The organism is Sinosporangium album, assembly GCF_900100605.1.
GTDB lineage: Bacteria > Actinomycetota > Actinomycetes > Streptosporangiales > Streptosporangiaceae > Sinosporangium > Sinosporangium album.
The window spans coordinates 159312-180572 of record NZ_FNCN01000009.1 but is presented as its reverse complement, the minus strand read 5'-3'; the positions used below and the strand labels follow the sequence as shown (position 1 = coordinate 180572).

18 protein-coding genes are annotated in these 21261 nt (G+C 72.7%); 5 read left to right on the top strand and 13 right to left on the bottom strand.

The genetic code is table 11. The features are described 5' to 3' along the window. Nucleotides 1-26: 26 nt before the first annotated feature. Nucleotides 27-1760, top strand: coding sequence for an IucA/IucC family protein (locus BLQ73_RS12010; RefSeq protein ID WP_245691018.1), 1734 nt, complete (start codon nucleotides 27-29; stop codon nucleotides 1758-1760). Here BLQ73_RS12010 and BLQ73_RS12005 read toward each other — a convergent pair. Next, on the bottom strand, nucleotides 1691-2824 hold the full coding sequence (locus tag BLQ73_RS12005; protein WP_093170475.1) for an alanine racemase: 1134 nt from the start codon (nucleotides 2822-2824) through the stop codon (nucleotides 1691-1693). The genes BLQ73_RS12010 and BLQ73_RS12005 overlap by 70 nt on opposite strands. A gap of 117 nt (nucleotides 2825-2941) precedes the next feature. Here BLQ73_RS12005 and BLQ73_RS12000 point away from each other — a divergent pair, with 117 nt between their 5' ends. Both BLQ73_RS12000 and BLQ73_RS11995 read left to right on the top strand, forming a co-directional pair. Further along, entirely contained in the window at nucleotides 2942-3289 is a 348-nt protein-coding gene (locus tag BLQ73_RS12000; protein ID WP_245691017.1) for a PadR family transcriptional regulator, read from the top strand. Continuing rightward, entirely contained in the window at nucleotides 3286-4209 is a 924-nt protein-coding gene (locus BLQ73_RS11995) for a hypothetical protein (RefSeq protein WP_093170473.1), read from the top strand. Before BLQ73_RS12000 ends, BLQ73_RS11995 begins: the two co-directional genes overlap by 4 nt. A 96-nt stretch (nucleotides 4210-4305) precedes the next feature. Here the strand turns inward: BLQ73_RS11995 and BLQ73_RS11990 are convergent, their stop codons facing one another. From BLQ73_RS11990 to BLQ73_RS11975, 4 genes are read right to left on the bottom strand one after another with little or no spacing between them, the layout of a single operon-like run. Then, complete coding sequence (locus BLQ73_RS11990; protein WP_093170472.1) at nucleotides 4306-4491, bottom strand: hypothetical protein; 186 nt, start codon at nucleotides 4489-4491, stop codon at nucleotides 4306-4308. Nucleotides 4492-4493: 2 nt separating this feature from the next. Further along, nucleotides 4494-5252, bottom strand: a complete 759-nt coding sequence (locus BLQ73_RS11985; RefSeq protein ID WP_093170471.1) for an ABC transporter permease — start codon at nucleotides 5250-5252, stop codon at nucleotides 4494-4496. Then, a complete protein-coding gene (locus tag BLQ73_RS11980; RefSeq protein ID WP_093170559.1) occupies nucleotides 5249-6193 on the bottom strand; it encodes an ATP-binding cassette domain-containing protein in 945 nt (314 codons plus the stop codon). The genes BLQ73_RS11985 and BLQ73_RS11980 overlap by 4 nt, the downstream gene beginning before the upstream one ends. Nucleotides 6194-6198: 5 nt before the next feature. Next, nucleotides 6199-6402, bottom strand: a complete 204-nt coding sequence (locus BLQ73_RS11975; protein ID WP_093170470.1) for a hypothetical protein — start codon at nucleotides 6400-6402, stop codon at nucleotides 6199-6201. 161 nt (nucleotides 6403-6563) lie between these two features. On the opposite strand from BLQ73_RS11975, the gene BLQ73_RS11970 reads away from it, so the two are divergent. Then, nucleotides 6564-7232 (top strand): helix-turn-helix domain-containing protein, encoded by a 669-nt coding sequence (locus BLQ73_RS11970; RefSeq protein ID WP_218125792.1) that lies wholly within the window; start codon nucleotides 6564-6566, stop codon nucleotides 7230-7232. A gap of 455 nt (nucleotides 7233-7687) precedes the next feature. Here BLQ73_RS11970 and BLQ73_RS11965 read toward each other — a convergent pair whose 3' ends face one another. The 8 genes from BLQ73_RS11965 to BLQ73_RS11935 all read right to left on the bottom strand — a co-directional run bounded on the left by BLQ73_RS11965 (nucleotide 7688) and on the right by BLQ73_RS11935 (nucleotide 20898). Beyond that, nucleotides 7688-10969, bottom strand: coding sequence for an ATP-dependent helicase (locus BLQ73_RS11965; protein WP_093170469.1), 3282 nt, complete (start codon nucleotides 10967-10969; stop codon nucleotides 7688-7690). After that, entirely contained in the window at nucleotides 10963-14274 is a 3312-nt protein-coding gene (locus BLQ73_RS11960; protein WP_245691016.1) for an ATP-dependent helicase, read from the bottom strand. The genes BLQ73_RS11965 and BLQ73_RS11960 overlap by 7 nt, the downstream gene beginning before the upstream one ends. Before the next feature lie 62 nt (nucleotides 14275-14336). Then, the gene (locus tag BLQ73_RS34585; protein ID WP_275936285.1) at nucleotides 14337-14465 is read right to left on the bottom strand and encodes a hypothetical protein; all 129 of its coding nucleotides are present in this window, start codon (nucleotides 14463-14465) and stop codon (nucleotides 14337-14339) included. Nucleotides 14466-14668: 203 nt separating this feature from the next. Beyond that, nucleotides 14669-17647, bottom strand: coding sequence for a CDP-glycerol glycerophosphotransferase family protein (locus tag BLQ73_RS11955; RefSeq protein WP_245691015.1), 2979 nt, complete (start codon nucleotides 17645-17647; stop codon nucleotides 14669-14671). Nucleotides 17648-17946: 299 nt separating this feature from the next. Next, nucleotides 17947-18246: an MGMT family protein gene (locus BLQ73_RS11950; protein ID WP_093170467.1), complete on the bottom strand. Its 300-nt coding sequence runs from the start codon at nucleotides 18244-18246 to the stop codon at nucleotides 17947-17949. Nucleotides 18247-18249: 3 nt separating this feature from the next. After that, a complete protein-coding gene (locus BLQ73_RS11945; protein WP_093170466.1) occupies nucleotides 18250-18618 on the bottom strand; it encodes a hypothetical protein in 369 nt (122 codons plus the stop codon). A gap of 181 nt (nucleotides 18619-18799) precedes the next feature. Further along, complete coding sequence (locus BLQ73_RS11940; protein ID WP_093170465.1) at nucleotides 18800-20215, bottom strand: S8 family serine peptidase; 1416 nt, start codon at nucleotides 20213-20215, stop codon at nucleotides 18800-18802. After that, the gene (locus tag BLQ73_RS11935; protein WP_093170464.1) at nucleotides 20209-20898 is read right to left on the bottom strand and encodes a hypothetical protein; all 690 of its coding nucleotides are present in this window, start codon (nucleotides 20896-20898) and stop codon (nucleotides 20209-20211) included. The genes BLQ73_RS11940 and BLQ73_RS11935 overlap by 7 nt, the downstream gene beginning before the upstream one ends. Between BLQ73_RS11935 and BLQ73_RS32265 the strand changes: the two genes are divergently transcribed. After that, nucleotides 20897-21217 carry a hypothetical protein gene (locus tag BLQ73_RS32265; protein WP_176955384.1) on the top strand — a complete coding sequence of 107 codons (321 nt, stop codon included), beginning with the start codon at nucleotides 20897-20899 and terminating at the stop codon, nucleotides 21215-21217. The genes BLQ73_RS11935 and BLQ73_RS32265 overlap by 2 nt on opposite strands. Nucleotides 21218-21261 lie beyond the last annotated feature (44 nt).

The window sequence follows — 21261 nt, the reverse complement described above, 5'->3', positions numbered from 1 at the left end:
GCCGACACCCACCCCGGCCGATAGGCATGGCTGACCGCACAACCACCCATACGAGGGACAACGTTCATATGTTCGACGTGCTCGAATCCACTGGCGCGGTCGCCGAGCGCGCGACCCTGTCCGCGTTGCTGCGCTGCTGTGTGCGTGAGGTGGCGGCACCCCACGGCGAGGTGTGGCCGGCGGAGCCGTACCTCATGGTGCGGGTCGCGGGGACGCTGCTGCGGGTGCGGGCGGGCGGGGGCGCGGCCCTGCGTTTCGGCGGGCCCGCCGAGCGGCTGGAGGACGGCGCGTGGCACGAGCTGACCTCGGACGAGCTGGTCGCCCTGGTGGAGGCCGAGCTCGGCGAACACAGCGGCGAGGCCGGGGCGCACGGAGCCGGATCGCACGAGGCCGGATCGCACGGAGCCGGCGAACGCAACGACGAGTTCGCGGGCCAGGTCGCGGCGAGCAGGGAGGCGATCGAGCGGCTGGTCGCGGCGCGCGCCGAGGCGTCGGCCCCGGCCGACCCGTGGCTGGCCTCCGAGCAGGCGCTGGTGTTCGGCCACCCGTTCCACCCTTCCCCCAAGGCCAGAGGCGGGTCCGACTGGCTGGCCTACGCGCCGGAGGCGCATGCGAGCTTCCCGCTGCGGATGCTCGCCGTACGCGACGACGTGGTCGCCGAAGGCGGCGACGGCAAGGCGTTCGACGCGCTCGGTACGGCACCGCCCGGCTACGCGCTGCTGCCCGCCCACCCCTGGCAGGTCGAGCTGCTCCGGCCGCGCCTGGCCGGGCCCATCGCCGACGGACTGCTGGTGGACCTCGGGCCGAGCAGCGGCCATGTGGTGCCGACATCGTCGGTCCGCACCGTGTACGAGCCGGTCACAGGCGTCTGCCTGAAGTTCTCCGTCGATGTGCGGATCACGAACTGCGTGCGGAAGAACGCGTGGTACGAGCTGGAGGGAGCGGTCGAGCTCGACACGCGGCTCGGTCCGGTGTTCGACGCCCTCGCCGAGGACTTCCCAGGCACGTCGCGACTGCGGGAGCCGGGCTACCGGTCGGCGTCGCTGGGGCTGCCGCTGCTTGAGGGGCTCGGCGTGATCGTGCGGGAGGGGCCGTGGGCGGTGTGCGGGCCGGGGGTCACGCCGCTGCTCGCGGGCGCGCTCGCCACGCGTGAGGTGCCGGAGTTCTGCGAGGAGCGGCGTGCGGCCGACCCCGTCGGGTGGTGGACGGCCTACGTGAGGCTGGTCGCTCCGCCCGTGCTCGACGCCTACCTGCGGCACGGGGTGGTGCTCGAACCGCACCTGCAGAACGTGCTGGTGGGTGTGGACGGCACCGGCATGCCGGTCCAGGTGATCTTCCGCGACATGGAGGGCACCAAGCTGGTGGCGGGCAGGCACGACGTGTCAGGGCTGCCCGAGCGGGTGGCGGCCGGCCTCACCTACGCGGCCGAGCCCGGCTGGAACCGCGTCGCCTACTGCCTGATGGTCAACCACCTGACCGAGATCGCAGCCACGGTCGCCGAATCGGCCCGGGAGGACGACCCCCGGAGGCTGCTGAGCGACCTGTGGGCCGCGGCCAGGTCGGTGCTGTCGGCGTACGCGGAGCGGCGGGGGCGTCCCGCGCCGCTGCCGGCGCTGCTCGCGGGGGCACCGCTGCCCGCCAAGGCCAACCTGTCGGTGCGGTGGGCCCGCGCCGCCGACCGGGCCGCGGGCTATGTGCCGGTGGCCAACCCGCTGGCGGGCTCCGACCTGCAGGAGCCGCCCGTGGAGGAGCCCACGTAGGAGAAGGCCGGGTGCGGGTGCATGAGGAAATCGTGGTGGGAGATGTTCCACGCGTAAGCGCCCGCCATCGCGAACTCCACCACGTCCCCGGGGGCGAGGGCGATCGGCACGCGGGCCGCCAACTGGTCCTTCGGCGTGCAGAGCTGGCCGACGATCGTGACCGGCTCCCCGGAGGCACTGGGCACCACCGGCTGGTCATGGCCCTTGGTGGCGGGCGTGCGGATGTGGTGGGTGCCGCCCGCGACCACGGCGAACAGCTCGCCATAGACGCGTTTCACATCGATCACGCGGGTGGCGTAGCGCCCGCAGTACACCGTCAGCGCGCGGCCCGGCTCCACGCGCAGCGTCTCGCCGCGCCGGCGGAGCTTGGCGAGGCCCTCGCCGTACGCGACCCAGTCGAACAGGTCGGCCGGGTCGGCGTAGGAGACCGCCATGCCGCCGCCCAGGTTGATCTCAGTGACACCGAGCCCCCGCGCATAAGCCAGTACGGCTTCCGCCAGCCCCAGCAGGTCGTCCGCGTCGAGCCCGCTGGCGAGGTGGGCGTGGACGCCGCGCAGCCGTACCCCCTCCTGCCCGGCGAGCAGGGACACGCACTCGTCGACGCCCGCGGGGTCCATGCCGAACGGCGTGGCCCCGCCCCCCATCGCGAGGGACGCCCCCGCGATCGGGACGTCCAGGTTGACCCGCAGCAGCACGTCGGCGGCGACTCCCATCGCCAGCAGGCGGCGCAGCTCGCCCGGGCTCTCCACGTGCACCCGGTGCGTGCCCGCCGCCGCCCGCAGCTCGACGTCGGTCTTCCCCGGCCCGCCGAACGCCACCCGCGCACCGGGCAGCACGCGGGCCACGTGGGCCAGCTCGCCGCCCGACGACACCTCGAACCCGTCCACCTGCCGCGCCAGCACCGCCAGCAGCTCCGGGTCGGGGTTGGCCTTCACCGCGTAGTAGAGCTCCACCTCTCCGAGCGCCAGCCGTACGGCGGCGGCGTGGGCGGCCAGCCCGTCGAGATCGTAGACGAACGCCGGCAGCCGCCCGCCTCGCGCAAGCTCGTGGGCACGTGCGGTCATGGCGTCCAACGAGCCTCCCAGGGTCGCGTCTCCAGGCCCCGATCTTGGGTCCGCCGGAATCCTAGCCGTCTCGGGAAACCCCGGACACGGCGAAGTCGATCTGTATATAAAGATCACATGACTATCCGTTCGATGCAGGAACCGACGTTCCTCATCCTCACGGCCCTCGCCGACGGCCCCCGGCACGGCTACGGCATCATCACCGACGTCACGGAGATCTCCGAGGGGCAGGTGAGGCTCCGCGCCGGCACCCTGTACGCCGCGCTGGACCGCCTCCACGGTGAAGGTCTCATCGAGACCGACCGGGAGGAGATCGTCGACGGGCGGGCGCGGCGCTACTACCGCCTCACCGCCGCAGGTGCCGCCCGCCTCACGGCCGAGGCCGAACGGCTGCGCCGCAACACCGACGTCGCCTTCACCCGGCTGCGGGCACCCCGGAGCGCGCTCATCCAGGGGACACCGTGACGTCCCTGGAGGGCCACTACCGCAGGCTGCTGCGCTGGTATCCGCGGCACCACCGCGCCGTCCACGAGGAGGAGATGCTCGCGGTCCTGATGGCCGACGCGGTCCCTTCTCAGCGCCGTCCCGGCATGGCAGACGTTGTCGACCTGGTGCGCGGCGGGCTGCGGGTGAGGTGGAACCACGCGGTGGGAGCCCCTTCGGCCCCCCATTGGCGTCAGGCCGTCAACGTCGCCGCGATCCTCGGGCCGCTCATGCTCATCACGATCGAGACGGCCCGAGTCGCGTCCGGCGTCGTGTACGCGATGACCTGGCGCTGGGATCCCATGGGATTGTCCGCGTTGTGGTGGAATTTAGGGCGGTCCCTCGTTTTCGCGATCCCCTACGCGCTGATCGCGGCGCTTGCCCTGTCGGGGATGGGCCGGAAGGCCGCGGCCGGATTCGCCTGGACGTGGGCGGTTCTCTACGTCTGGCTGGTCGCCAGCCCGGAGAGCGACGTCGGGCCCGTCCCCCGCGCACCTCGCGTGGCCCCCTTCTACATCGACGCCGGAGCCGTCGAGCTCCTCGTCTTCGTTCTCACCTCGCCCCCCACATGGATCGCCATCCTCGTGACGCTCGCTCCATCGCCCGCGTCCGCTCGCCTGCGCCCCGCCGTGGTCGCGTCCTGGATGGCCGCCGGCGTCGCGACGCTCGTCCTCAGCAACCTGGACTGGCCGGTCGTGGACGACCTCGCCATGCACATCATCCTCACCCTGGCCTTCCTCCTCGCCGCGGCGGGAGCGGCGCCGCGCTCGGGGACCGGCCGCAGAACCGCGCTCATCCTGTTCGCCCTGCTGCTCTTCGCCGGCAACCTGATGCAGGCGCTCATGGCACTGATCGCGATGCTTTTCGCAGCAGTCGTCATCCGTGCCGCGGGCCGTGCTTAAGCGGTAAGGACGGATTCGATCAGGGCGACGAGGCCGGCGGCGGCGGCGTGGCCGAACGGAGGGGGCGGAATCGAACGGACAGGAACGCGGCGATGATCAGGGCGACGGCCGCCACCGGCGGGCGACCTCGCGGATCAGCGGCGCGCCACCGCCATAGAGCGGAATCAGCCCGATGATCATCGGTAGGGCGTTGATGGCGATATTGCCCAGCAGATACTCGCCGACCAGCGGCGCGAGAACCAGCAGGCCAAGTGCTGGAAGAGTGCCTTTAGACACGTCCACCCTCACCGGTTGTAAAGCCTGCGTGCCCACAGATAACTGACCAGGGCGATGCCCGCGCTCCATAGAGCCGCCTCCAGGAAGCTGGACCCGGCCGGACGCCCGGCCAGCAGCGCGCGCAGCGTCTCGATGACGGGGGTGACCGGCTGGTGCTCGGCGAACCAGCGCAAACCGGCCGGCATCGACTCGGTCGGGACGAAGCCGCTGCCGAGGAACGGGAGCAGCATCAGCGGCATCGGCAGGTTGCTGGCCGTGGCCACGTTCTTGCTGGACACGGAGAGCGCGACCGACAGCCAGGTGATCGCGAAGGTGAACATGGCCAGCACACCGACCACGCCGAGCCAGTCCAGCACCGAAGCGGACGGGCGGAACCCGATCAGCAACGCCACCACGGTCACCATGGCAATCGCGAGGAATGTCTGAACCATCGCCCCGAGTACGTGCCCGGTGAGCACCGAGACGCGGGCGATGGCCATGGTCTTGAACCTGGCGACGATGCCCTCGGTCATATCGGTCGCCACCGAGATCGCGGTCCCCTGCGCCGCCCCGACAATCGTCGTGATCAAAATGCCGGGGGTGAGGTAACTGACGTAGGCGGCGCGGTCGCCGCCGATGCCCGCGCCCATGGTGCCGCCGAAGACGTAGACGAACAGCAGCAGGAACACCACGGGCACGGCCGCGAACGTGAGGATCAGCGTGGGGTAGCGCCAGATGTGTTTGACCTGCCGCCGCAGCATCGTCGCCGAGTCGGTGACCGCTCTCATCGGGAGGGCTCCTTGGTCGAGGGCTCCTGGGTCAGGGTGAGGAAGACGTCGTCCAGGTCGGGGGTGTGCACCGACAGCTCGGCGACCTCGACGGCATGCGTGTCCAGCCACTCCAGGAGCTTCCTCAGCGTCCTGACTCCGCCGGAGTCGGGGATCTGGACGGTGAGCGCCGCGTCGTTGCTGGAGGTGGCGCCGACGTGGTCGGCCGCCCTGCGGTAGCCGTCGGGGTCGGCGAAGCGTACGACGATGTGGCGGCCGGGAACCATTCGCTTGAGCTCCTCAGGGGTGCCCTCGGCCACCAGCCGGCCCTGGCTGAGCAGCGCGATGCGGTCGGCAAGTTCGTCGGCTTCCTCCAGGTATTGGGTGGTCAGGAAGATGGTCACGCCGTCCTGTTGGACGAGGTCCCTGACGATCTGCCACATGGTGCGGCGGCTGCGCGGGTCCAGACCCGTGGTCGGTTCGTCGAGGAAGATGAGCCTGGGCGTGCCGACCATGGTCATGGCGAGGTCGAGCCGGCGGCGCATGCCGCCCGAGTAGGTGGCCGCGGGCTTGCGCGCGGCGTCGGTAAGGTCGAAGCGCTCCAGCAGTTCGCGGGCGCGCTCGCGACCCTTGGCTCGGCCGAGGTGGAGCAGGTCGGCCATGAGCCGCAGGTTCTCCTCGCCGGTGAGGAAGCTGTCGACCGCGGAGAACTGGCCGGTGACGCCGATCGCGGCACGCACCTCGTCGGGTTCCTTGGCCAGGTCGTGCCCGGCCACCCAGACCTCGCCCGCGTCGGCCTTGATCAGGGTGGACAGGATCTGCACCGTGGTGGTCTTGCCCGCGCCGTTCGGGCCGAGCAGTGAGAAGACGGTGCCCTGCGGGATGGTGAGGTCGATGCCGTCCAGGACGCGGTGGGCGCCGTAGGACTTACGCAGCCCCGTCACCGAGACGAAGGTCCGCATCGTGTTCACCCCCGATCCCAGAGGATCCGGCGGACCAGGTCGTATCCGGTGATCACCCAGATGCCGGGGGCGCCCTCGGGCGGGGCCAGGCGGGCGATCGGCTGCTCTGCGCGCAGGGCGGTGAGCGAAGGGGCGGGATCGAAGGGACAGGCGGGTGCGCGGTCGAGGGACGGGGTGACCGGCTCGTCGCGATAGTACGTGTTCGACATAATTGAAAGCTACGTTGCTTTCAGACATTCCGTCAATCAATCGAAACACATAAGTGCAGTTCAAAGCCGAAATACTGATGCGTTGGCAATGAAGATGAATGCAATGAAACGTTGCATTGCATGGCGTCGAACGCAATAATGACGTCATGCCAGAAGGAAGGTTGACCCGACAGGACCGCCAGCGCATCGCGACCGGCCTGGCCGAAGGCCGCTCCTACGCCGAGATCGCCAGGCGGCTGGACCGGCCGACCTCGACAATCAGCCGCGAGGTCGGCCGCAACGGCGGCCCCAACGACTACCGGCCCGAGCGGGCGCACCAAGCGGCGGCGCGACGGGCGCGGCGCGGCACCCCGGCCCGTTCCCCCGAGGCCGACCCCCGGGACCGCAAGGTCTTCGAGGTGGAAGAAGGAGCCGTCGAGATGGCGATCGGGATGGGCCTGCCGAAGATGATGGCGCGCGTGCTCATCGGCCTGTGGCTGAGCGAGGACGGCAGGCTCACCGCGGCCGAGCTGTCGCGCGGGCTGAAAGTCAGTCCCGCCTCGATCTCCATGGCCGTGGGCTACCTGACCCAGCAGGGCCTGATCAGACGCGAACGCGATCCGCAGCGGCGGCGCGACATCTACGTGGTCGACGACGACGCCTGGTACCACTCGACGGTGATCAGCTCGCGGCAGACGCTCGCGGCGGCGGAGACCGCGAAGGCGGCCGGCGAGACGCTCGGGCTCGACACGCCCGTGGGACGCCGCCTGGCCAGGGGCGGTGCGTTCCTGGAGCGGATCAGCCTGGACGGCCTGGCGTCGGCCGAACGCTGGCGCGACCTCCCGCCGTGATCACACCGCTGGGACTGTGCCCCGGATTTCACGTGCTGTCGTCCAATCGCCCCCAACGCCTGGACTGTGCGCCAGCACGGACCACTGCGGCTCTGGGATGCGGCGGAAAGCGCGATCGGGATGTGACAGTTCTGGCAGTGAGGTGATCTCAGGGAAATAATTAGGGCGATTGGGGATATTCGGGACGCCCGTGATGGCGTTTCGGGCCTTTCGGGAGAAGTCGTCGAAGGCCGGGGATGGACGTGGAGCCTCCGGTAGATGAGTTCTCACCACAAGAAAGCACAACCGCCGAGAGGCTCCACGTGATTGCTCATCGTGCCATGCTCGACGTCTCCCGCACGCTGGTTCACCACGTCGCCCGGTCACTGCGGGACGAACGACGACGAGTGGTGAGGGCAGGTCCGCGTGACCAGGGTGCTTCTGCGCGAGCCACGTACAAAGGCCCGAGGCCGTGCTTAAGCGGTGGGGACGGATTCGATCAGGGCGACGAGGCCGGCGGCGTCGAGGAGGTTGACGGGGCGCACGGTGACGCCGTGCCGTACGTAGTGGAAGGCGGCGCGCACGGTGTCGACGGGCACGCCGGCGAGGTCGGCCCAGGCGAGGCGGTAGGCGGCGAGCTGTACGGCGGCGGCCCGCGCGGCGCGGCCCCGGGGACGTTCGCCGGTCTTCCAGTCGACCACCTCGTAGCCGCCGTCGGGGGTGCGGAAGACGGCGTCCATGCGCCCGCGCACCAGACGGTCGGCGATCATCGTCTCGAAGGGCACCTCCATGTCGAGCGGTTCGCGGGTGGCCCACTCGCTCTCTTCGAACCTGGCCTGGAGGTCGGCGAGCTCGATCTCGCTGTCGGTGGGTTCGTCGCCCGCGCCCGGCATCTCGACGTCGTCGATGAGGCGCTGCTGCCCCCAGCGGGTCTCCAGCCACTGGTGGAACGTGGTGCCCCGGCGGGCCAGCGGCGCCGGCTTGACGGGGACGGGCCGGCGGATGCGGCGGGCGAGCTCGCCGGCGTCGGCGGCCAGGGTGACGAGGGACGACACGGTCAGGTGGGAGGGCAGCTCGACGGTGGTGCCGCCGCGGACGCGCCCGCGCTCCCGTTCGAGCAGCAGCAGCTCGGCGTCGCGCTCCCAGGCCCGCACCCGGTCGAAGGAGTGTACGGCGGAGCTCTGGTGGACGGGGTGGAGCTGCCCGGCGAGGGCCTCCTGGACGAGCTGCGAGCCTTCGGCGACGCCGACGTGGTTCGGGCCCGCGTCCGTGACCGGCCACGCGGCGGTGGGCGGTTCGGCGAGGAGGGGGTTGGTGGCGCCTTCCGCGGGTTCCGGCGCCCAGGTCGCGACCTCGTCGCTCCCGGCCCGGATCTCCAGCAGGAAGTCGGACGGTTCGAGGGGCCTCGTGGCCGTGCCCCAGCGGTAGCCGGAGGCGAGGAGCAGGTAGTGCGCGCGGGTCACGGCGACGTAGGCGAGCCGCCGTTCCTCCAGCAGGTCCCGGTCGCGGCTGCGCTCGTCGAAGTGGGCGAGCTCGTCTCTGGTGAGGCCGGTGAGCCGGGGCAGGTCGACCGCGTCGCCGCGCAGGGGGTAGGGCAGTTTGCGGAAGTTCTCGGTCCACCGCGAGTTGGTGCGGGGGCTGGCCGGGAACAGGCTGCCCTTGCCGATGGTGCCTTTGGAGGTGGTGGTCTGTGAGAGGCCAGGGACGACGACGACGGGCCATTCCAGGCCTTTGGCGGCGTGCACGGTCATGAGCTTGACGCTGTTGGTCTCGCCGACGCGGCCCGCCTCCAGGCCGAACTCCTCGGTCTCGGCGGCATTCAGGTAGGCGAGGAACGCGCCGAGCGTCGGGTCCTCGGCGTCACCGGCGAAGCGGGCCGCCGCGTCGAGGAAGGCGTCGAGGTCGGCGCGTGCGGCGAACGCCCCGGAGCCGCCTGCCCGGGCCGCCACCTCAATGTCGAGTGCGAGCCGCCGCTCGACTTCGGTGATGAGGTCGGGCAGCGGCTGCCCGGCGTGCGCCCGCAGCACTCGCAGTTCCTGGGCGAGGGCGAGGAGCCGCACGCGGGCCAGCGGGGAGTACGGCTCAAGCCACTCGGGCCGTTCCGGCAGCTCGTCCAGGGCGTCGACGAGGCTGCCGCGCTCTTCGCTCATGTCGGCGGCGACCTGTTCGACGGGGTCCTTGGGCCTTCTGGCTCCGCTCGCGCTCTCCCTGGTCAGCTCGCGCGCGTGGTCGCCGAGGATGCGCAGGTCGGCGGGGCCGATGCGCCACCGGACTCCGCCGAGCAGCCGCAGCAGCGCGTCTCCCGCCGTGGGGTCGTAGAGCACGCGCAGGGTGGCGACGATGTCGGCCACCTCCGGCACGGTGAGCAGGCCGCCGAGCCCGACCACCTCGACGGGGATGCCCTTGGCTTCGAGCGCCTTGCGCAGCGCGGGGAACTGGGCGCGTTTGCGGGCGAGGACCGCGATGTCGCCGGGTTGCAGCGCCAGGGGCCCGCCCCACGTGCTCTCTTTGACCTTGTCGCGTTCGCCCCGCCCCCACGGCGCCCCGTCGGGGGCTTCCTCCTTGCCCAACAGGGTGTATACGCGCTCGGCGACCCACTGGGCCTCGTCGTCGGCGGTCTCGTGGAAGGCGCAGACGACGCGCCCGCGTTCCACGCGGCTCGGGCCGGGGGTGAGCACGGGGACGTCGCGGAGCTCGTTTCGCAGCGGCAGCTGCACGTTGCCCGCCACCTTGAGGACGTTGGCGCCGTTGCGGAAGCTGACCGACAGGCGACGCACCGGGGCGGGGTCGCCGCCGACGGCGGGGAAGTCGGTCGGGAACCTGGTGAGGTTGCCGGCGGACGCGCCGCGCCAGCCGTAGATCGACTGGGAGGGGTCGCCGACGGCGGCGACGGCGTGGCCGCCGGAGAACAGGGCGCGCAGCAGCGCGAGCTGGGCGTGGCTCGTGTCCTGGTATTCGTCGAGCAGCACGACGGGGAACCGCGTCCGTTCGATCTGCCCGACTTCGGCGTGCCGCATCGCGATGCGGGCGGCCAGCGCCATCTGGTCGCCGAAGTCGATGACCTCGCGTGACCGCTTGAGCCGGTGGTACGCCTCGACGAGCGGCAGCAGCTGGGTGCGGATCTCGTGGGTGGCGAGCGGCTTGCGCTGGGCCAGCACGGTCTTGCCGGTGAGCTCGGCGAAACGCGCCTGAAGCCACTCGCCGGTCTCGCGGACGTCGCCCGGTTCGCGCAGGTGCTCGGCCAGCTCACCGGCCAGCTCCAGCACGGCCGCGGTGACCGACGGCGGGCCCAGCTCGACCTTGTCCATCGGCCCGTCGTATCCGGCGACGACCCGGGCGGCGAGCTGCCAGGCGACCGCGGGCGTGATCAGACGCATGGTGGGTTCGAGGCCCTCGCGCAGCGCGTGGTCGGTGAACAGGCGCGAGGCGTAGGCGTGGTAGGTGGAGACGGTCGGTTCCTCGTCGAGCTGGTCGGCGGAGATCAGTTTGTGCTCGACGAGGGCGGTGAGCCGCTTGCGCACGCGGGCCGCCAGCTCGGCGGCGGCCTTGCGGGTGAAGGTGAGGCCGAGGACGCGCTCCGGCCGTACGAACCCGTTGGCGACCAGCCACACGACCCGGCCCGCCATCGTCTCGCTCTTGCCCGACCCAGCGCCCGCCATGACGACCATGGGTTCGAGCGGCGCCCTGATGACCTCGGCCTGCTCGGGTGTGGGGGCCGGGAGCCCGAGTTTGGCGGCGAGTTCCTCCGGCGTCAGCACACCTGGCCTCCTTGGTCGTTGACCGGGCAGCTCCCCTTGACGGCGCAGGTGCGGCAGCCGTCGTTGACGGTGGCGGAGAAGGAGGCTCTCGACATGCCGGAGGCCACCTCGTCCACGAGGTCCTTCGCCCAGCCGGGGTCGGGGTCCTCGCCGAGCGCCCGCTGCACCTGTTCCTTGGCCACGGGCGCGTCCTTGCCCGCGGCGTTGCCCACCTGGACGAGGGCGGCGCCGCCCGGCTCGATCATGCCGTATCTCGCGAACGCCCCGAGCACGGTGGCGAGCTGGTAGACCCCGAGCTGGGGGTTGCGCTGGAGGTCGCCCTTGGGCGGGGACGACCCGGTCTTGAGGTCGATGATCACGGCCCGGCCGCGTTCGTCCTGTTCGACGCGGTCGACCCGGCCCCTGATCGCGACGGTGTCGGAGACGGCGGCCGTGAGTTCGCGTTCCAGGGCGACCAGTTTCCTCGGGTTCTCGTGGTGCCACCGTACGAAGCGGGCGATCATCCGCTCGGCCACGGCGCGCTGCTTGCGGTTGAACCAGACGCCGCCGAAGTCGAGGCTGCCCCAGATCTCGTCGAGGCGGGCGCCGAGCTGCTCCTCGCTCGGCATGCCGGTCGCGGCGAGCACCGCGATGGCGTGGACGACCGTGCCGAGGCTGCGGGCCGCGTCGGTGCCTCCGCCGCCGACGGCGGTCTCCAGGAGCCACCGCAGCCCGCATCGGGTGAAGTTCTCCACGGCCGAGGGCGAGACGCGCACCACGCCGTCCGGCCAGCCGATGGGGCGGGTGTCGGAGAGCTCGGTGAGGGCGTACCAGTCGTCGGGGTGGGCGCCGCGCACACCGGCCGCCGCGAGGCGGGCGAGGTGCTGGGCGGCGATCTGCCGCATCTCGGCGGGCCTGTCCTGGTCGCACACGGCCGACCGCAGGTCGGCCACCAGCGCGGACATGCTCAACCAGCGGGCGCGGTCGAGCGCCCCGGCCTCGTCGCCGCCGCCGGGCACGAGCTCGGCGAGGAACCGCGACGGGCGCTCGTCGGTGTCCTCGCCGCCGACCGCCGTGACGACGAGCCGCTTTCGCGCGCGCGTGGCGGCCACGTAGAACAGGCGCCGCTCCTCGGCCAGCATCTTCGAGGTGAGGGCGGCGGCGGCCACGTCGCCCCGGACGGGGTCGCCGCCCTCGACCAGGCCGACCAGGCTCTCGATGCCGAGCATCGACCCGCGCAGCCGCAGGTCCGGCCAGACGCCCTCCTGCGCCCCGGCCACGACCACGACGTCCCACTCCAGGCCCTTGGACCGGTGGGCGGTGAGGATGCGTACGGCGTCGCCGTCGGGGGCGCGCTCGGCCAGCGAATCACCGGCGATCTCCTGGGACGCCAGGTCCTCCAGGAACACTTCAGGCCCGGCCATGGGCAGCCGGTCGACGAACCGCGCGGCGTGGTCGAACAGCGTGACGACCGCGTCGAGGTCGCGGTCGGCCCGCGCGCCCCGGGCGCCGCCCGCGAGGCCCTCCCGGGTCCACGTGTCGGCCAGGCCCGACGCCTGCCACACCGTCCACAGCACGTCCTCGGCCGACCCGCCCCGCTGTACGGCGTCACGCGCGACGGCGATGAGCCCCGCCACCCGTTCGGCGGGGGCGGCCACGTGGCCTTCGACGCGCACGAGCCGGCGCGGGTCGCGCAGCGCGGCGACGAGCAGTTCGCCCGATGTGAGGGCACGCGGCGGCTCCCCGTCGCCACGCGGCTCGCCGTCGCCCTCCCCCTCCGGAAGGCCGACCGGCTCCTCTCCCCGGGCTCCCCGGGCTCCCCGGGCTCCCCCGACGTCCTCGCCTTCCCCGTCTTCTGCGCCTTCTTCGCCCTCCCCGTCGCCCTCGTCCACCGGGCGGTCGGCGACGCGCAGGGCGCGCCGCAGCCGGCGCACCCCCATGGTGTCGGTGCCGCCGAGGGCGCCGGTCAGCAGCTCCTCGGCGACGGCCTCGTCGAGCGCCACCGGATCGACGGCGACCCGGAGCAGCGCGATGAGCGGGCGGACCCCCGGCTCCTTGGCGAGCGGCACCTCGTCGCCCGCCACCGCCACGGGCACGCCGGCGCCGATGAGCGCCCTGCGCAGCGTCGGCACCTGGCGGCTCGCCGACCGCACCAGCACCGCCATGCGCGACCACGGCACGCCGTCGAGCAGGTGCGCCCGGCGCAGCGTGTCGGCGACGACGGCGGCCTCCTGGCCGGCGCTGTCGGCGAGCAGCGCCCGCACCTCGCCGGGTTCGACGCCCGGCGCGGCGGCCAGGTCGCGGTGGCCGCCCTGCGCGGCGGGCAGGCGCTCGGTGACGCGGCGCGAGGCGCGCAGCAGCGCCTCGCCGCTGCGGCGGCACACGCGCAGCGCGACCACGGGGGCGTCGGCGCCCTCACGGGTGGGGAAGCGCTGCGGGAACGCGAGGATGCCGCGCACGTCGGCGCCGCGGAACCCGTAGATGGACTGGTCGGGGTCGCCGACGGCGATGAGGTCGCGCCCGTCGCCGGCGAGCTGCTGGAGCAGGAACTCCTGCGCCGGGTCGGTGTCCTGGTATTCGTCGACGAAGACGACGTCGTAGGCGGCGCGTTCGCGCCTGCGCACCGCCTCGTCGGTGAGGAGCCCTGCGGCGGCGCGGATCAGCTCCGCGTAGTCCAGCACCGGCACCGGTTCGAGGTCGAACCGGGCCTGGTAGCGGTGGGCGAAGCGGCCGACCGCCTCCCAGTCGTCGCGGCCCTGGCTCCTGCCGTACGCGATGAGGTCGTCGCCGTCGAGGCCGCGCTCGGCGGCGCGGGCCAGGAAGTCGCGCAGCTCCTCGGCGAAGCCCCGGGTGGTGAGCGCCTCCCGCATGCGGGACGGCCATGCGCGCGCGCCGTCGGTCACCTCGCCGTGGAGCAGGCGGCGCACTTCGAGGAGCTGTTCGGGGCCGGTGAGCAGGCGCGGCGGCGGCTCCCCGGCGAGGACCGCCTCGCGGCGCAGCAGGGCGTAGGCGTAGCTGTGGAAGGTGAGCGCGAGGGGCGTGCGGGTCGTACGGCGGAGCCGGCCGGTGATCCGCTCGCGCAGTTCACCGGCGGCTTTGCGGCTGAATGTGAGGATCAGCACCCGCTCGGGGTCGACGCCGCGCCGCTCGACGCGGTCGACGACCGTCTCGACGATCGTGGTGGTCTTACCCGTGCCCGGCCCGGCGAGCACGAGCAGCGGCCCGCTCTCGTGGTCCACCACAGCGCGCTGGTGCTCGTCGAGCACAGGGGCGGCGCGCCCCCCCGCACCTTCGCCTCGCACCAAACGCCACGTCTGACCACTCACAGTTCAGCATTCCACCAGACCTCAGGGACAGATCGTGCCCACTTGACGCCTCTGGCGGTGGGTCAGGGGGCCCAGGGGATCTGCGGGGACCGGTGGAAGTCGATGCCGAGCCTGCGCCAGCGGGGTGCGTGCGCCGCCGGCCGTACGGCGAAGTCCTCGAATTCGCGGGCCTCCCGCCTGCTCCACGCCACCAGATCCCCAGCACACCCAGAAGTGCGGCGATGACAGCCCATGTCCTCACCCGTCTGATTCGATCAGGCGCGTTGCGGGAGGACAAGAGAATAGAAAAGTTTGTTTATTAATTGACGTGGCCGCGGACCGGGCCGCGCGGGGTCGCGGCCCGGTGCCGACTCGGTAGCGCTCGGGATTAGCGGCTCGGGGGTCTTGGGGGCTGCTACGCCGGCTCGAAGACGTGCTCGATGAAGCGGTCCGTGGCCTTGCCGTCGTCGCGGGGGGCGTAGGTGGTGCGGAAGGCGGCGTAGCGGTTCGCGAAGCGGGCGGAGATGGTGGTGATGTCGCGGATGGCCTCGACGGCCTGCGCGGCGGTGGACACGACGGGGCCGGGGGCCTGGCCGTCGATATCCAGGTAGAGGCCGCGCTTGTTGGCATACCTTTCGAGGTCGTAGGCGAGGATGACGACCGGCCGGCCCGTGGCGACGAAGTCGAACATGGTCGAGGAGTAGTCGGTGACGAGGACGTCGGCGACGAGCATGAGCTCCGCGATGTCCGGATATGTCGTGACGTCGGTGATGAAGTCATCGCGGTGCGAGGGGCCGAACGGCCGGGCGCTCCCGGCGCGGGCGCCCACCGAGCCCGGCCCGGGCACCACCGGCACCATGGGCACGGCCTGCATGGGATGCGCGCGGACCAGCAGATGGTGATCGGCCCCGAGCACCCTGCGCGCCAGCCTCACGTCGAGCTTGACGGTGCCGTTCTTGCGGTCGTAGTCGCGCCACGTGGGCGCGTACAGCACGATCTTCCGGCCCTCGGGGACACCGAGGCGGCGCCGTACGTCCGCCGCGAGGCTCTCGCGGTCGGGCAGGGACAGCAGGTCGTTGCGCGGGAACCCGCACTCCAGCACCTCGCCCTGATAGCCGAAGGCCTGGCGCATCACCGAGGAGGCCCAGGTGCTCTGCGTGACCAGCAGGTCCCACCCGCGCACGTCGGCCGCCTGGCGGTACCACACGGGCGGCTTCGGGTCGCGCGACATGTGCGGCAGGTCGTTGCCGATGTGCTTGACCGGGGTGCCGTTCCAGAGCTGCACGACGGTCTGGTCGTCCCTGGCGCGGAACCACTGCGGCAGCAGCCCGTTGGCCACGACGAAGCGCGACCTCGCCAGCGCCGCGTAGTGCCCGCGCCCGCCCGCCCGCACCACGGTGGGCGCGATGCCGCCGCCGAGACCGAGCTCGGCCGAGCCGGGCGGGGTGAAGGCTCCGTCCTTGACGACCCAGATGTGCTCGCGGTCGTCGCCCCGGCGCAGCCGCTCCTCGTAGATCGCGCGGGCGTTGTCGGCGTAGTGCCGCCCGTCGTTGACGACGTAGACCGTGGCCTCGCGCAGCGGGGCGCTCCGCTCGGCGGGGTAGACCGTGCGCCGGAGGGCGTAGAGCCCGGCCGCGCCCATCTCGTCGGCGGGCCGGTCCTCGCCGACCGAGATCATCGGCACGTCGAAGCGGGTCGACACCAGGCGGTACTCCCGCCCGGCGACCATCCTCGGCCCCTCGTCCAGCGACGGCAGCAGGTCGTGCGCCACCCGCACCGGCACGACCTCGCCGACGGGGTGCCGGACCGTGAGGGTCCAGTTGCCCGACGCGAGAGGTACGGCGTCGCCGAACCTCTCCATGGCCGCCGGGGAGAACCGCGCCGTGAACCGGTCGCCGTCGCGCTCCAGGGGCACTTCGTACAGCAGCCCGGTGCGGTTGCGCAGGGTGAGGACCCGCCGCCCGCGCTCGGGGTCGGGGTAGGAACCGGAGAGCGTGAGCACGGCGCCGTCGGTCCACGCCACGGAGGTGATCACCGGCCGGGCGCGGTGCGCGGACACCACGACCCGGTCGCGCCGGTCGGCCAGCACGGTGATCTCGCGGTCTCCGGACAGGAGGCGGGCCTCGGCGGCGCTCCCCAGCATCACCGGGGCCGCCGGGTCGCCCTTGGGCTCGATCCACAGCCTGCGGCCGTCCTTCTCCTGGAGAAGCGAGGAGACGGCCAGGTCGACGACGACGTCGGTGCCCCCGTCGACCGGGGTGAAATCAGCGGACATGCGGTGCCCGCCGAGCCTGGCGTGCCCCCGGGTGGTGGGCCGCCCCGGCAGGAAGACCGTGAGTGCGAGCCGGTCGTCGTCGAGCCGCACCGACCTGAGCTCGGCGCGGGTGGGCTGGAGCACGACCTGCACGGCGCGGTCGGAGGTCCACACCGGACGGACGAACCGGCGGTCGCCGACCGCGAGCCCCGTCGGGCGCTCCGTGCGCCCGGGAACCGGGCCCTTCAGCAGGCCGACGGCCCGGGCGGCGCGACTCCAGATGACGATCTCGGCCCGCCAGGTGGTCGTCTCGGGCACCGCGGGCCTGCGGCGCAGCAGCCGCCTCGCCCCTCGGGCGAGGGCGCGGACGCCCGCGCGCCACCGCAGCGAGCCGGGGTGCAGCTCGGCGACGAAGCCCGACCAGTCGTAGTTGCAGCCCGGCTCGCGCGCGCCGTGGGTGGCCTCGGGGCAGTGGGTCCTGCGGGTGCGCAGCCGTACGGGGGGAAGCCAGCGGGGGCCGCGCAGGACGACGGTGGCCCGGTTGAAGCGCCGACCTCGCACCGACAGGCCGGCGAGGTAGGCGTGGCCGGTGATGCGCAGGCGGCCGTCCACCCAGGAGATGTCGTCGATCTGGGTGATCGGCACGAGGTCGGCCGCGCGTAGTCGGTAGAGGCTCTTCGGCAGTTGGTCCTGGAAGGGCAGGTCGGCGTACCAGCGCAGGCCGGTGCGCACCCGCTTCTGCGGTTCGGCGGCGGCCGTGACGAGTCGCAGCAGGTCGTCGCCCTCGGTCAGCACGCTCTCATCGCGCTGTTCGACCAGGTAGTAGGCGATGCGCCGCTCGACGGGGAGGCCGACTTTGACCTTGGGGTCGACGGTGGCGAGATAGGGTTTGAGGTGGCCGAGGAACTCCCCGCGGCGGGCCGGGCCGCGTTTGACCGCCGTGTCGAACCGGGTGCCCAGCGGGCCGGCGAGCACCTGGGCGTCGAAGTCCCGGCGTTCGCGCGGGGTGAGGCCGCCGGAGCGTATGATCTTCATGATCTCGTCGAGAGGCTCCCCCCTGTCGCAGAGATCCTGGACAGCGCGCAGGCGATCAGCGACGAGGTCACCGTCGGACTGCGTTGCTGTGACGCCGGTGGCCATGAAACGGCACCGCCTTTCGGGACAGGTCGCGGGCCCCAGAGCATTCCTCGACCGGGCCTCGCGGGCTGGAGCCCTCGGCGGCCCCGGCCGGGATGGACCTCCGCCGACCGGCACCGGCACGGCGACCCACGGCCGACGTGCGGCGGCGCGGCCATGGGCGCATCGCATCCTGACCCGCGGCGCGGAATGAAGAAGGCTTGCTGTTCCGGCCAATGGTAATGCGCACCACAGGGGGAGCAATCGCCCATCTCACTCGTCATGGACGTTTGCCCTGGTCAACAGTGCGTGTTCGAATGAATTTAGGTGCTTGCGCCGCTCCAGCGTGCCCGATACATGTCCGCGCGATCGCCACGCAGCGGAGTGGCCTCGTCACTCCAGGCCACCAGGCACCGCTCCTCGTGCCCCCGAACGGGCCTGCCGTCGGAGCGGACCACCCGCCACCAGGGCACCGTCCCGCCCCACAGGGCCATCACCCGCCCGACCTGCCGCGGGCCGCCCTCGCCGAGGTATTCCGCGATGTCCCCGTAGGACATGACCATCCCTCGCGGAATCCGCTCGACCACATCGAGCACGCGCTCGGCGTAGGGCGTGATCTCCATCGTCTAGTGCCTCCAGGCGGCCGGGCCGATGTCGAGGATCTCATCGAGCTTGCCGAACTCGTGGACCGTGCCGCCGTTCACCGTCTCCAGAATGCCGTCGCGGATGGCGTAGACCTCGCCGTCCTCCCCGACCAGCCTCGCGCCGAGCGCGTCGGCGAGGAGGGCGAGCTGGGCGACCTGCCAGTCCGACTCGGGCCGCCCCACCAGCCGGCCGTCCCAGGTGCCGATGGTGTGGGCGGCCTCGCGGTGGCGCGCGACGACCTCGCCCACCTGCTGCGTTCCGCGCAGCTCGAAGCCCACCGGCGAGACCGTGCTCGCGAGCTCCGCGTAAGGGAGCGGAGCCTGACGCTCCACCCGTAGCTCGTACCCCATGAGCGGCGACCTTAGCGAATGTTTAAGGCTGTTGTAGCCGGGAAGGGCAATTATTTCGGTCATGCCGGATCTTTCCTGACCTAAGCGAGCACGGTGGCGGGGACGGGACATGCTCGTGACATGCTCGGACGCCATTGCCACTGCTCGGAGCAAGCCCCGGAAACACCCGGAAAGCCACAGGTCAGCGGCCCCGCCCCGGCCCCGGGTACCACATCCGCGAGCCGCCCCCCGGTCCACCGTCGCGCTCGGAACGGCGGGTCAGCACCACGATCGTGCCCGCGAAGGCCGCCAGCCCGAACACCACGGCGGCGGCGTAGACCCACATCTTCAGGGGATCCGGCCCCGGCACGGCGTGGGGCTCCGCCGGCGGCCCGCCGCCGAAATGCCGATCGTTCGACACGCCCGCCGGCGACCCGCGCCCCGCCAGCTCCCCCGCCCTGGCGAGTACGGCTGCCGCGTCCACCGTGCCGAACCCCACCCGGTCGTCGTATCCGCCCTCGGGACGCCCCCGCGTCCCCGACGCCATCGCCCGGGCGACCAGCTCGGGCCGCAGGTCCGGATAACGGGACTTGACCAGCGCCGCCACCCCCGCCACCAGGGCGGCCGAGGCGCTGGTGCCGCGCGACGTGCCGTACCGGCCGCCGACTCCGGCCACGGGGATGTCCACGCCGGGCGCGGCCACGAGCACCGACAGGTTGTCGTTGGCGAACGCGGCGGGCCGGCCCTGGCGGTCGACCGACGAGACGGCGATGACGCCGCTGTAGCCCGCCGGGTAGTTCCACACCGAGCCTGTTTTCGGCCGCGGACGCCCCTCCTGCCCGTCTTTGCCGTCGTTGCCCGCCGCAGCCACCAGCACGACCCCCTTGGAGATCGCGTAGGACACCGCCTCCCGTTCGGATCTGTCGGGCGTGTAGACGCCGAGGGACATGTTGATGACCTTCGCCCCCCGGTCGGTCGCGTAGCGGATGGCGCGGGCCAGCTTGCTGTCGCGGCCGGGAGGCGGCGTAGGGGTGGGCCGCAGGTCGCCCTGGCGGGTCGGCTGGTCCTTGGTCAGCCGGAGCGACAGCACGCGGGCCTCCGGCGCGGCGCCGAGCAGCCCGCCGCCCGCGCCCGATCCGGCGATGAGCGAGGCCATCGCCGTACCGTGGCCTCCCGGAGGGGCGGCGCTGCGCAGCACGGTGCCGGTGGTCATGTCCGGGCCCGTGGTGACCCGGCCGCGGAGCTCTGGCACGGTGGTGTCCACACCGCTGTCGATCAACGCCACGGTGACGCCGGCGCCCTTGGCGACGGTCCAGGCGCGTTCGGCGTTGATCGCGTCGAGCACCCACCGCTGCCGCTCACGCACCTCCGACGCCTCGGCGGCGGGCCGCGGCACCTCCGGCCGCTCAGGGGCCGTCCGGGCGTACGCCGCGGCCGTCCCGGTGGCCGTCAGCGTGGCCGTCAGGGCGGCGCAGAGCGCCCCGGCGGCGGCGAGCGCGACACGGGCACCACGGGCAGCACGGGCACCACGGCCGGCGAGCACCGCGCGGGCGGCACGGGCGGCACGGGCGGCACCGGCGGCGGGGAGGCCGGTCGGCGCGGCCGGCCCGGTCAGCATTCGTTCCCCTGGGTGCACCGCGGCACGTCCGGCGGTTCGCCAAGGGCGCGGGCGATCCGGGCCGCGACCGTCTGCGCCGCCGGCCACAGCTCGCTGTGGAGCGGTTCGTCCGGAGGGACCGCCTCCCGGGTGCGGCCGTCCGCGTATCCCGCGGCCGAGAACACGATGTACGGCCCGGCGCCCACCCAGTTGGTGCGCTGCCGCTGCGCCGCCCCGAACAGGTCGGCCACGGTGCCGGGGAAGGCCACCGGGCGCACCCCCACGCGGTCGTCCACCGGCAGCAGCGCGGAGGCGGCCTCGCGGGCCTCCTCGTCCTCCATGACCGCGACCCCCACGGTGACCACGAAGGTGGAGGTCTGATCCGCGTAGGTGGCGCGCAGCATCGTGCGACATCCCTGGTCCTTCAGCGCGGACGCCACCTGGTCGTCCACCGCGCCCGCACACGGCGCCTCCGGCGCGATGCCGACGCGGCGCGCGTATTGCTGGACCCGTCCCAGCCCCATGTATTCGATCTCCTCGGGGAACACGAGTGTGGTCGGCCAGGCCCGCCACCTCCGGGCGATGTCCCGCTCGACGTAGCTCGCGCGCTCCTCGGCCGTCAGCGGCCTGGCCCGGGTCTCGCTGAAGCCGCCCATCGCGCCGACCACCACGTTGGTCGCGGCGACCGCGAGGACGATCCCCATGAGCAGGAGGAAGACCGTGCGGCGCCGGATGCCGCGTTCCAGAGCGCGGCGAGCGGCGGCGGCGCTGTCACGGCCCGTGCCGTACGGCGTGCGCCGCCAGGGAGCCGCGCCGGGTCCCGTGCGACCGCGGCCCGGTGAGCGGGCGGGCCTGGAGAGGGCCCTTCCGGCTCTGGAGGCCGTGGAGGCCGTGGAGGCCGTGGAGGCCGTGGAGGCCGTCGAGGCGGCCGTGGAGGCCCGCCCGGCACGGCGCGCGGGCGGCCAGGCGCGGACGGGCGTCCTGCGGCGCGCGGGCCTCGGATGGCGCGGCGGGTCGCCCTGAGGCGCCGGAACCATATCCGGCTGTTCCTCAGGCTCCTCTGACCT

What these genes read in the sequence shown, in the direction of transcription:
- BLQ73_RS12000 (WP_245691017.1), top strand. Translation starts at nt 2,942, where the DNA reads ATGACTATCCGTTCGATGCAGGAACCGACGTTCCTCATCCTCACGGCC.
- BLQ73_RS11980 (WP_093170559.1), bottom strand. Translation starts at nt 6,193, where the DNA reads ATGCGGACCTTCGTCTCGGTGACGGGGCTGCGTAAGTCCTACGGCGCC.
- BLQ73_RS11985 (WP_093170471.1), bottom strand. Translation starts at nt 5,252, where the DNA reads ATGAGAGCGGTCACCGACTCGGCGACGATGCTGCGGCGGCAGGTCAAA.
- BLQ73_RS11955 (WP_245691015.1), bottom strand. Translation starts at nt 17,647, where the DNA reads ATGGCCACCGGCGTCACAGCAACGCAGTCCGACGGTGACCTCGTCGCT.
- BLQ73_RS11935 (WP_093170464.1), bottom strand. Translation starts at nt 20,898, where the DNA reads ATGGGGATCGTCCTCGCGGTCGCCGCGACCAACGTGGTGGTCGGCGCG.
- BLQ73_RS12005 (WP_093170475.1), bottom strand. Translation starts at nt 2,824, where the DNA reads ATGACCGCACGTGCCCACGAGCTTGCGCGAGGCGGGCGGCTGCCGGCG.
- BLQ73_RS32265 (WP_176955384.1), top strand. Translation starts at nt 20,897, where the DNA reads ATGAGCAGGAGGAAGACCGTGCGGCGCCGGATGCCGCGTTCCAGAGCG.
- BLQ73_RS11945 (WP_093170466.1), bottom strand. Translation starts at nt 18,618, where the DNA reads ATGGGGTACGAGCTACGGGTGGAGCGTCAGGCTCCGCTCCCTTACGCG.
- BLQ73_RS12010 (WP_245691018.1), top strand. Translation starts at nt 27, where the DNA reads ATGGCTGACCGCACAACCACCCATACGAGGGACAACGTTCATATGTTC.
- BLQ73_RS11975 (WP_093170470.1), bottom strand. Translation starts at nt 6,402, where the DNA reads ATGTCGAACACGTACTATCGCGACGAGCCGGTCACCCCGTCCCTCGAC.
- BLQ73_RS11940 (WP_093170465.1), bottom strand. Translation starts at nt 20,215, where the DNA reads ATGCTGACCGGGCCGGCCGCGCCGACCGGCCTCCCCGCCGCCGGTGCC.
- BLQ73_RS11950 (WP_093170467.1), bottom strand. Translation starts at nt 18,246, where the DNA reads ATGGAGATCACGCCCTACGCCGAGCGCGTGCTCGATGTGGTCGAGCGG.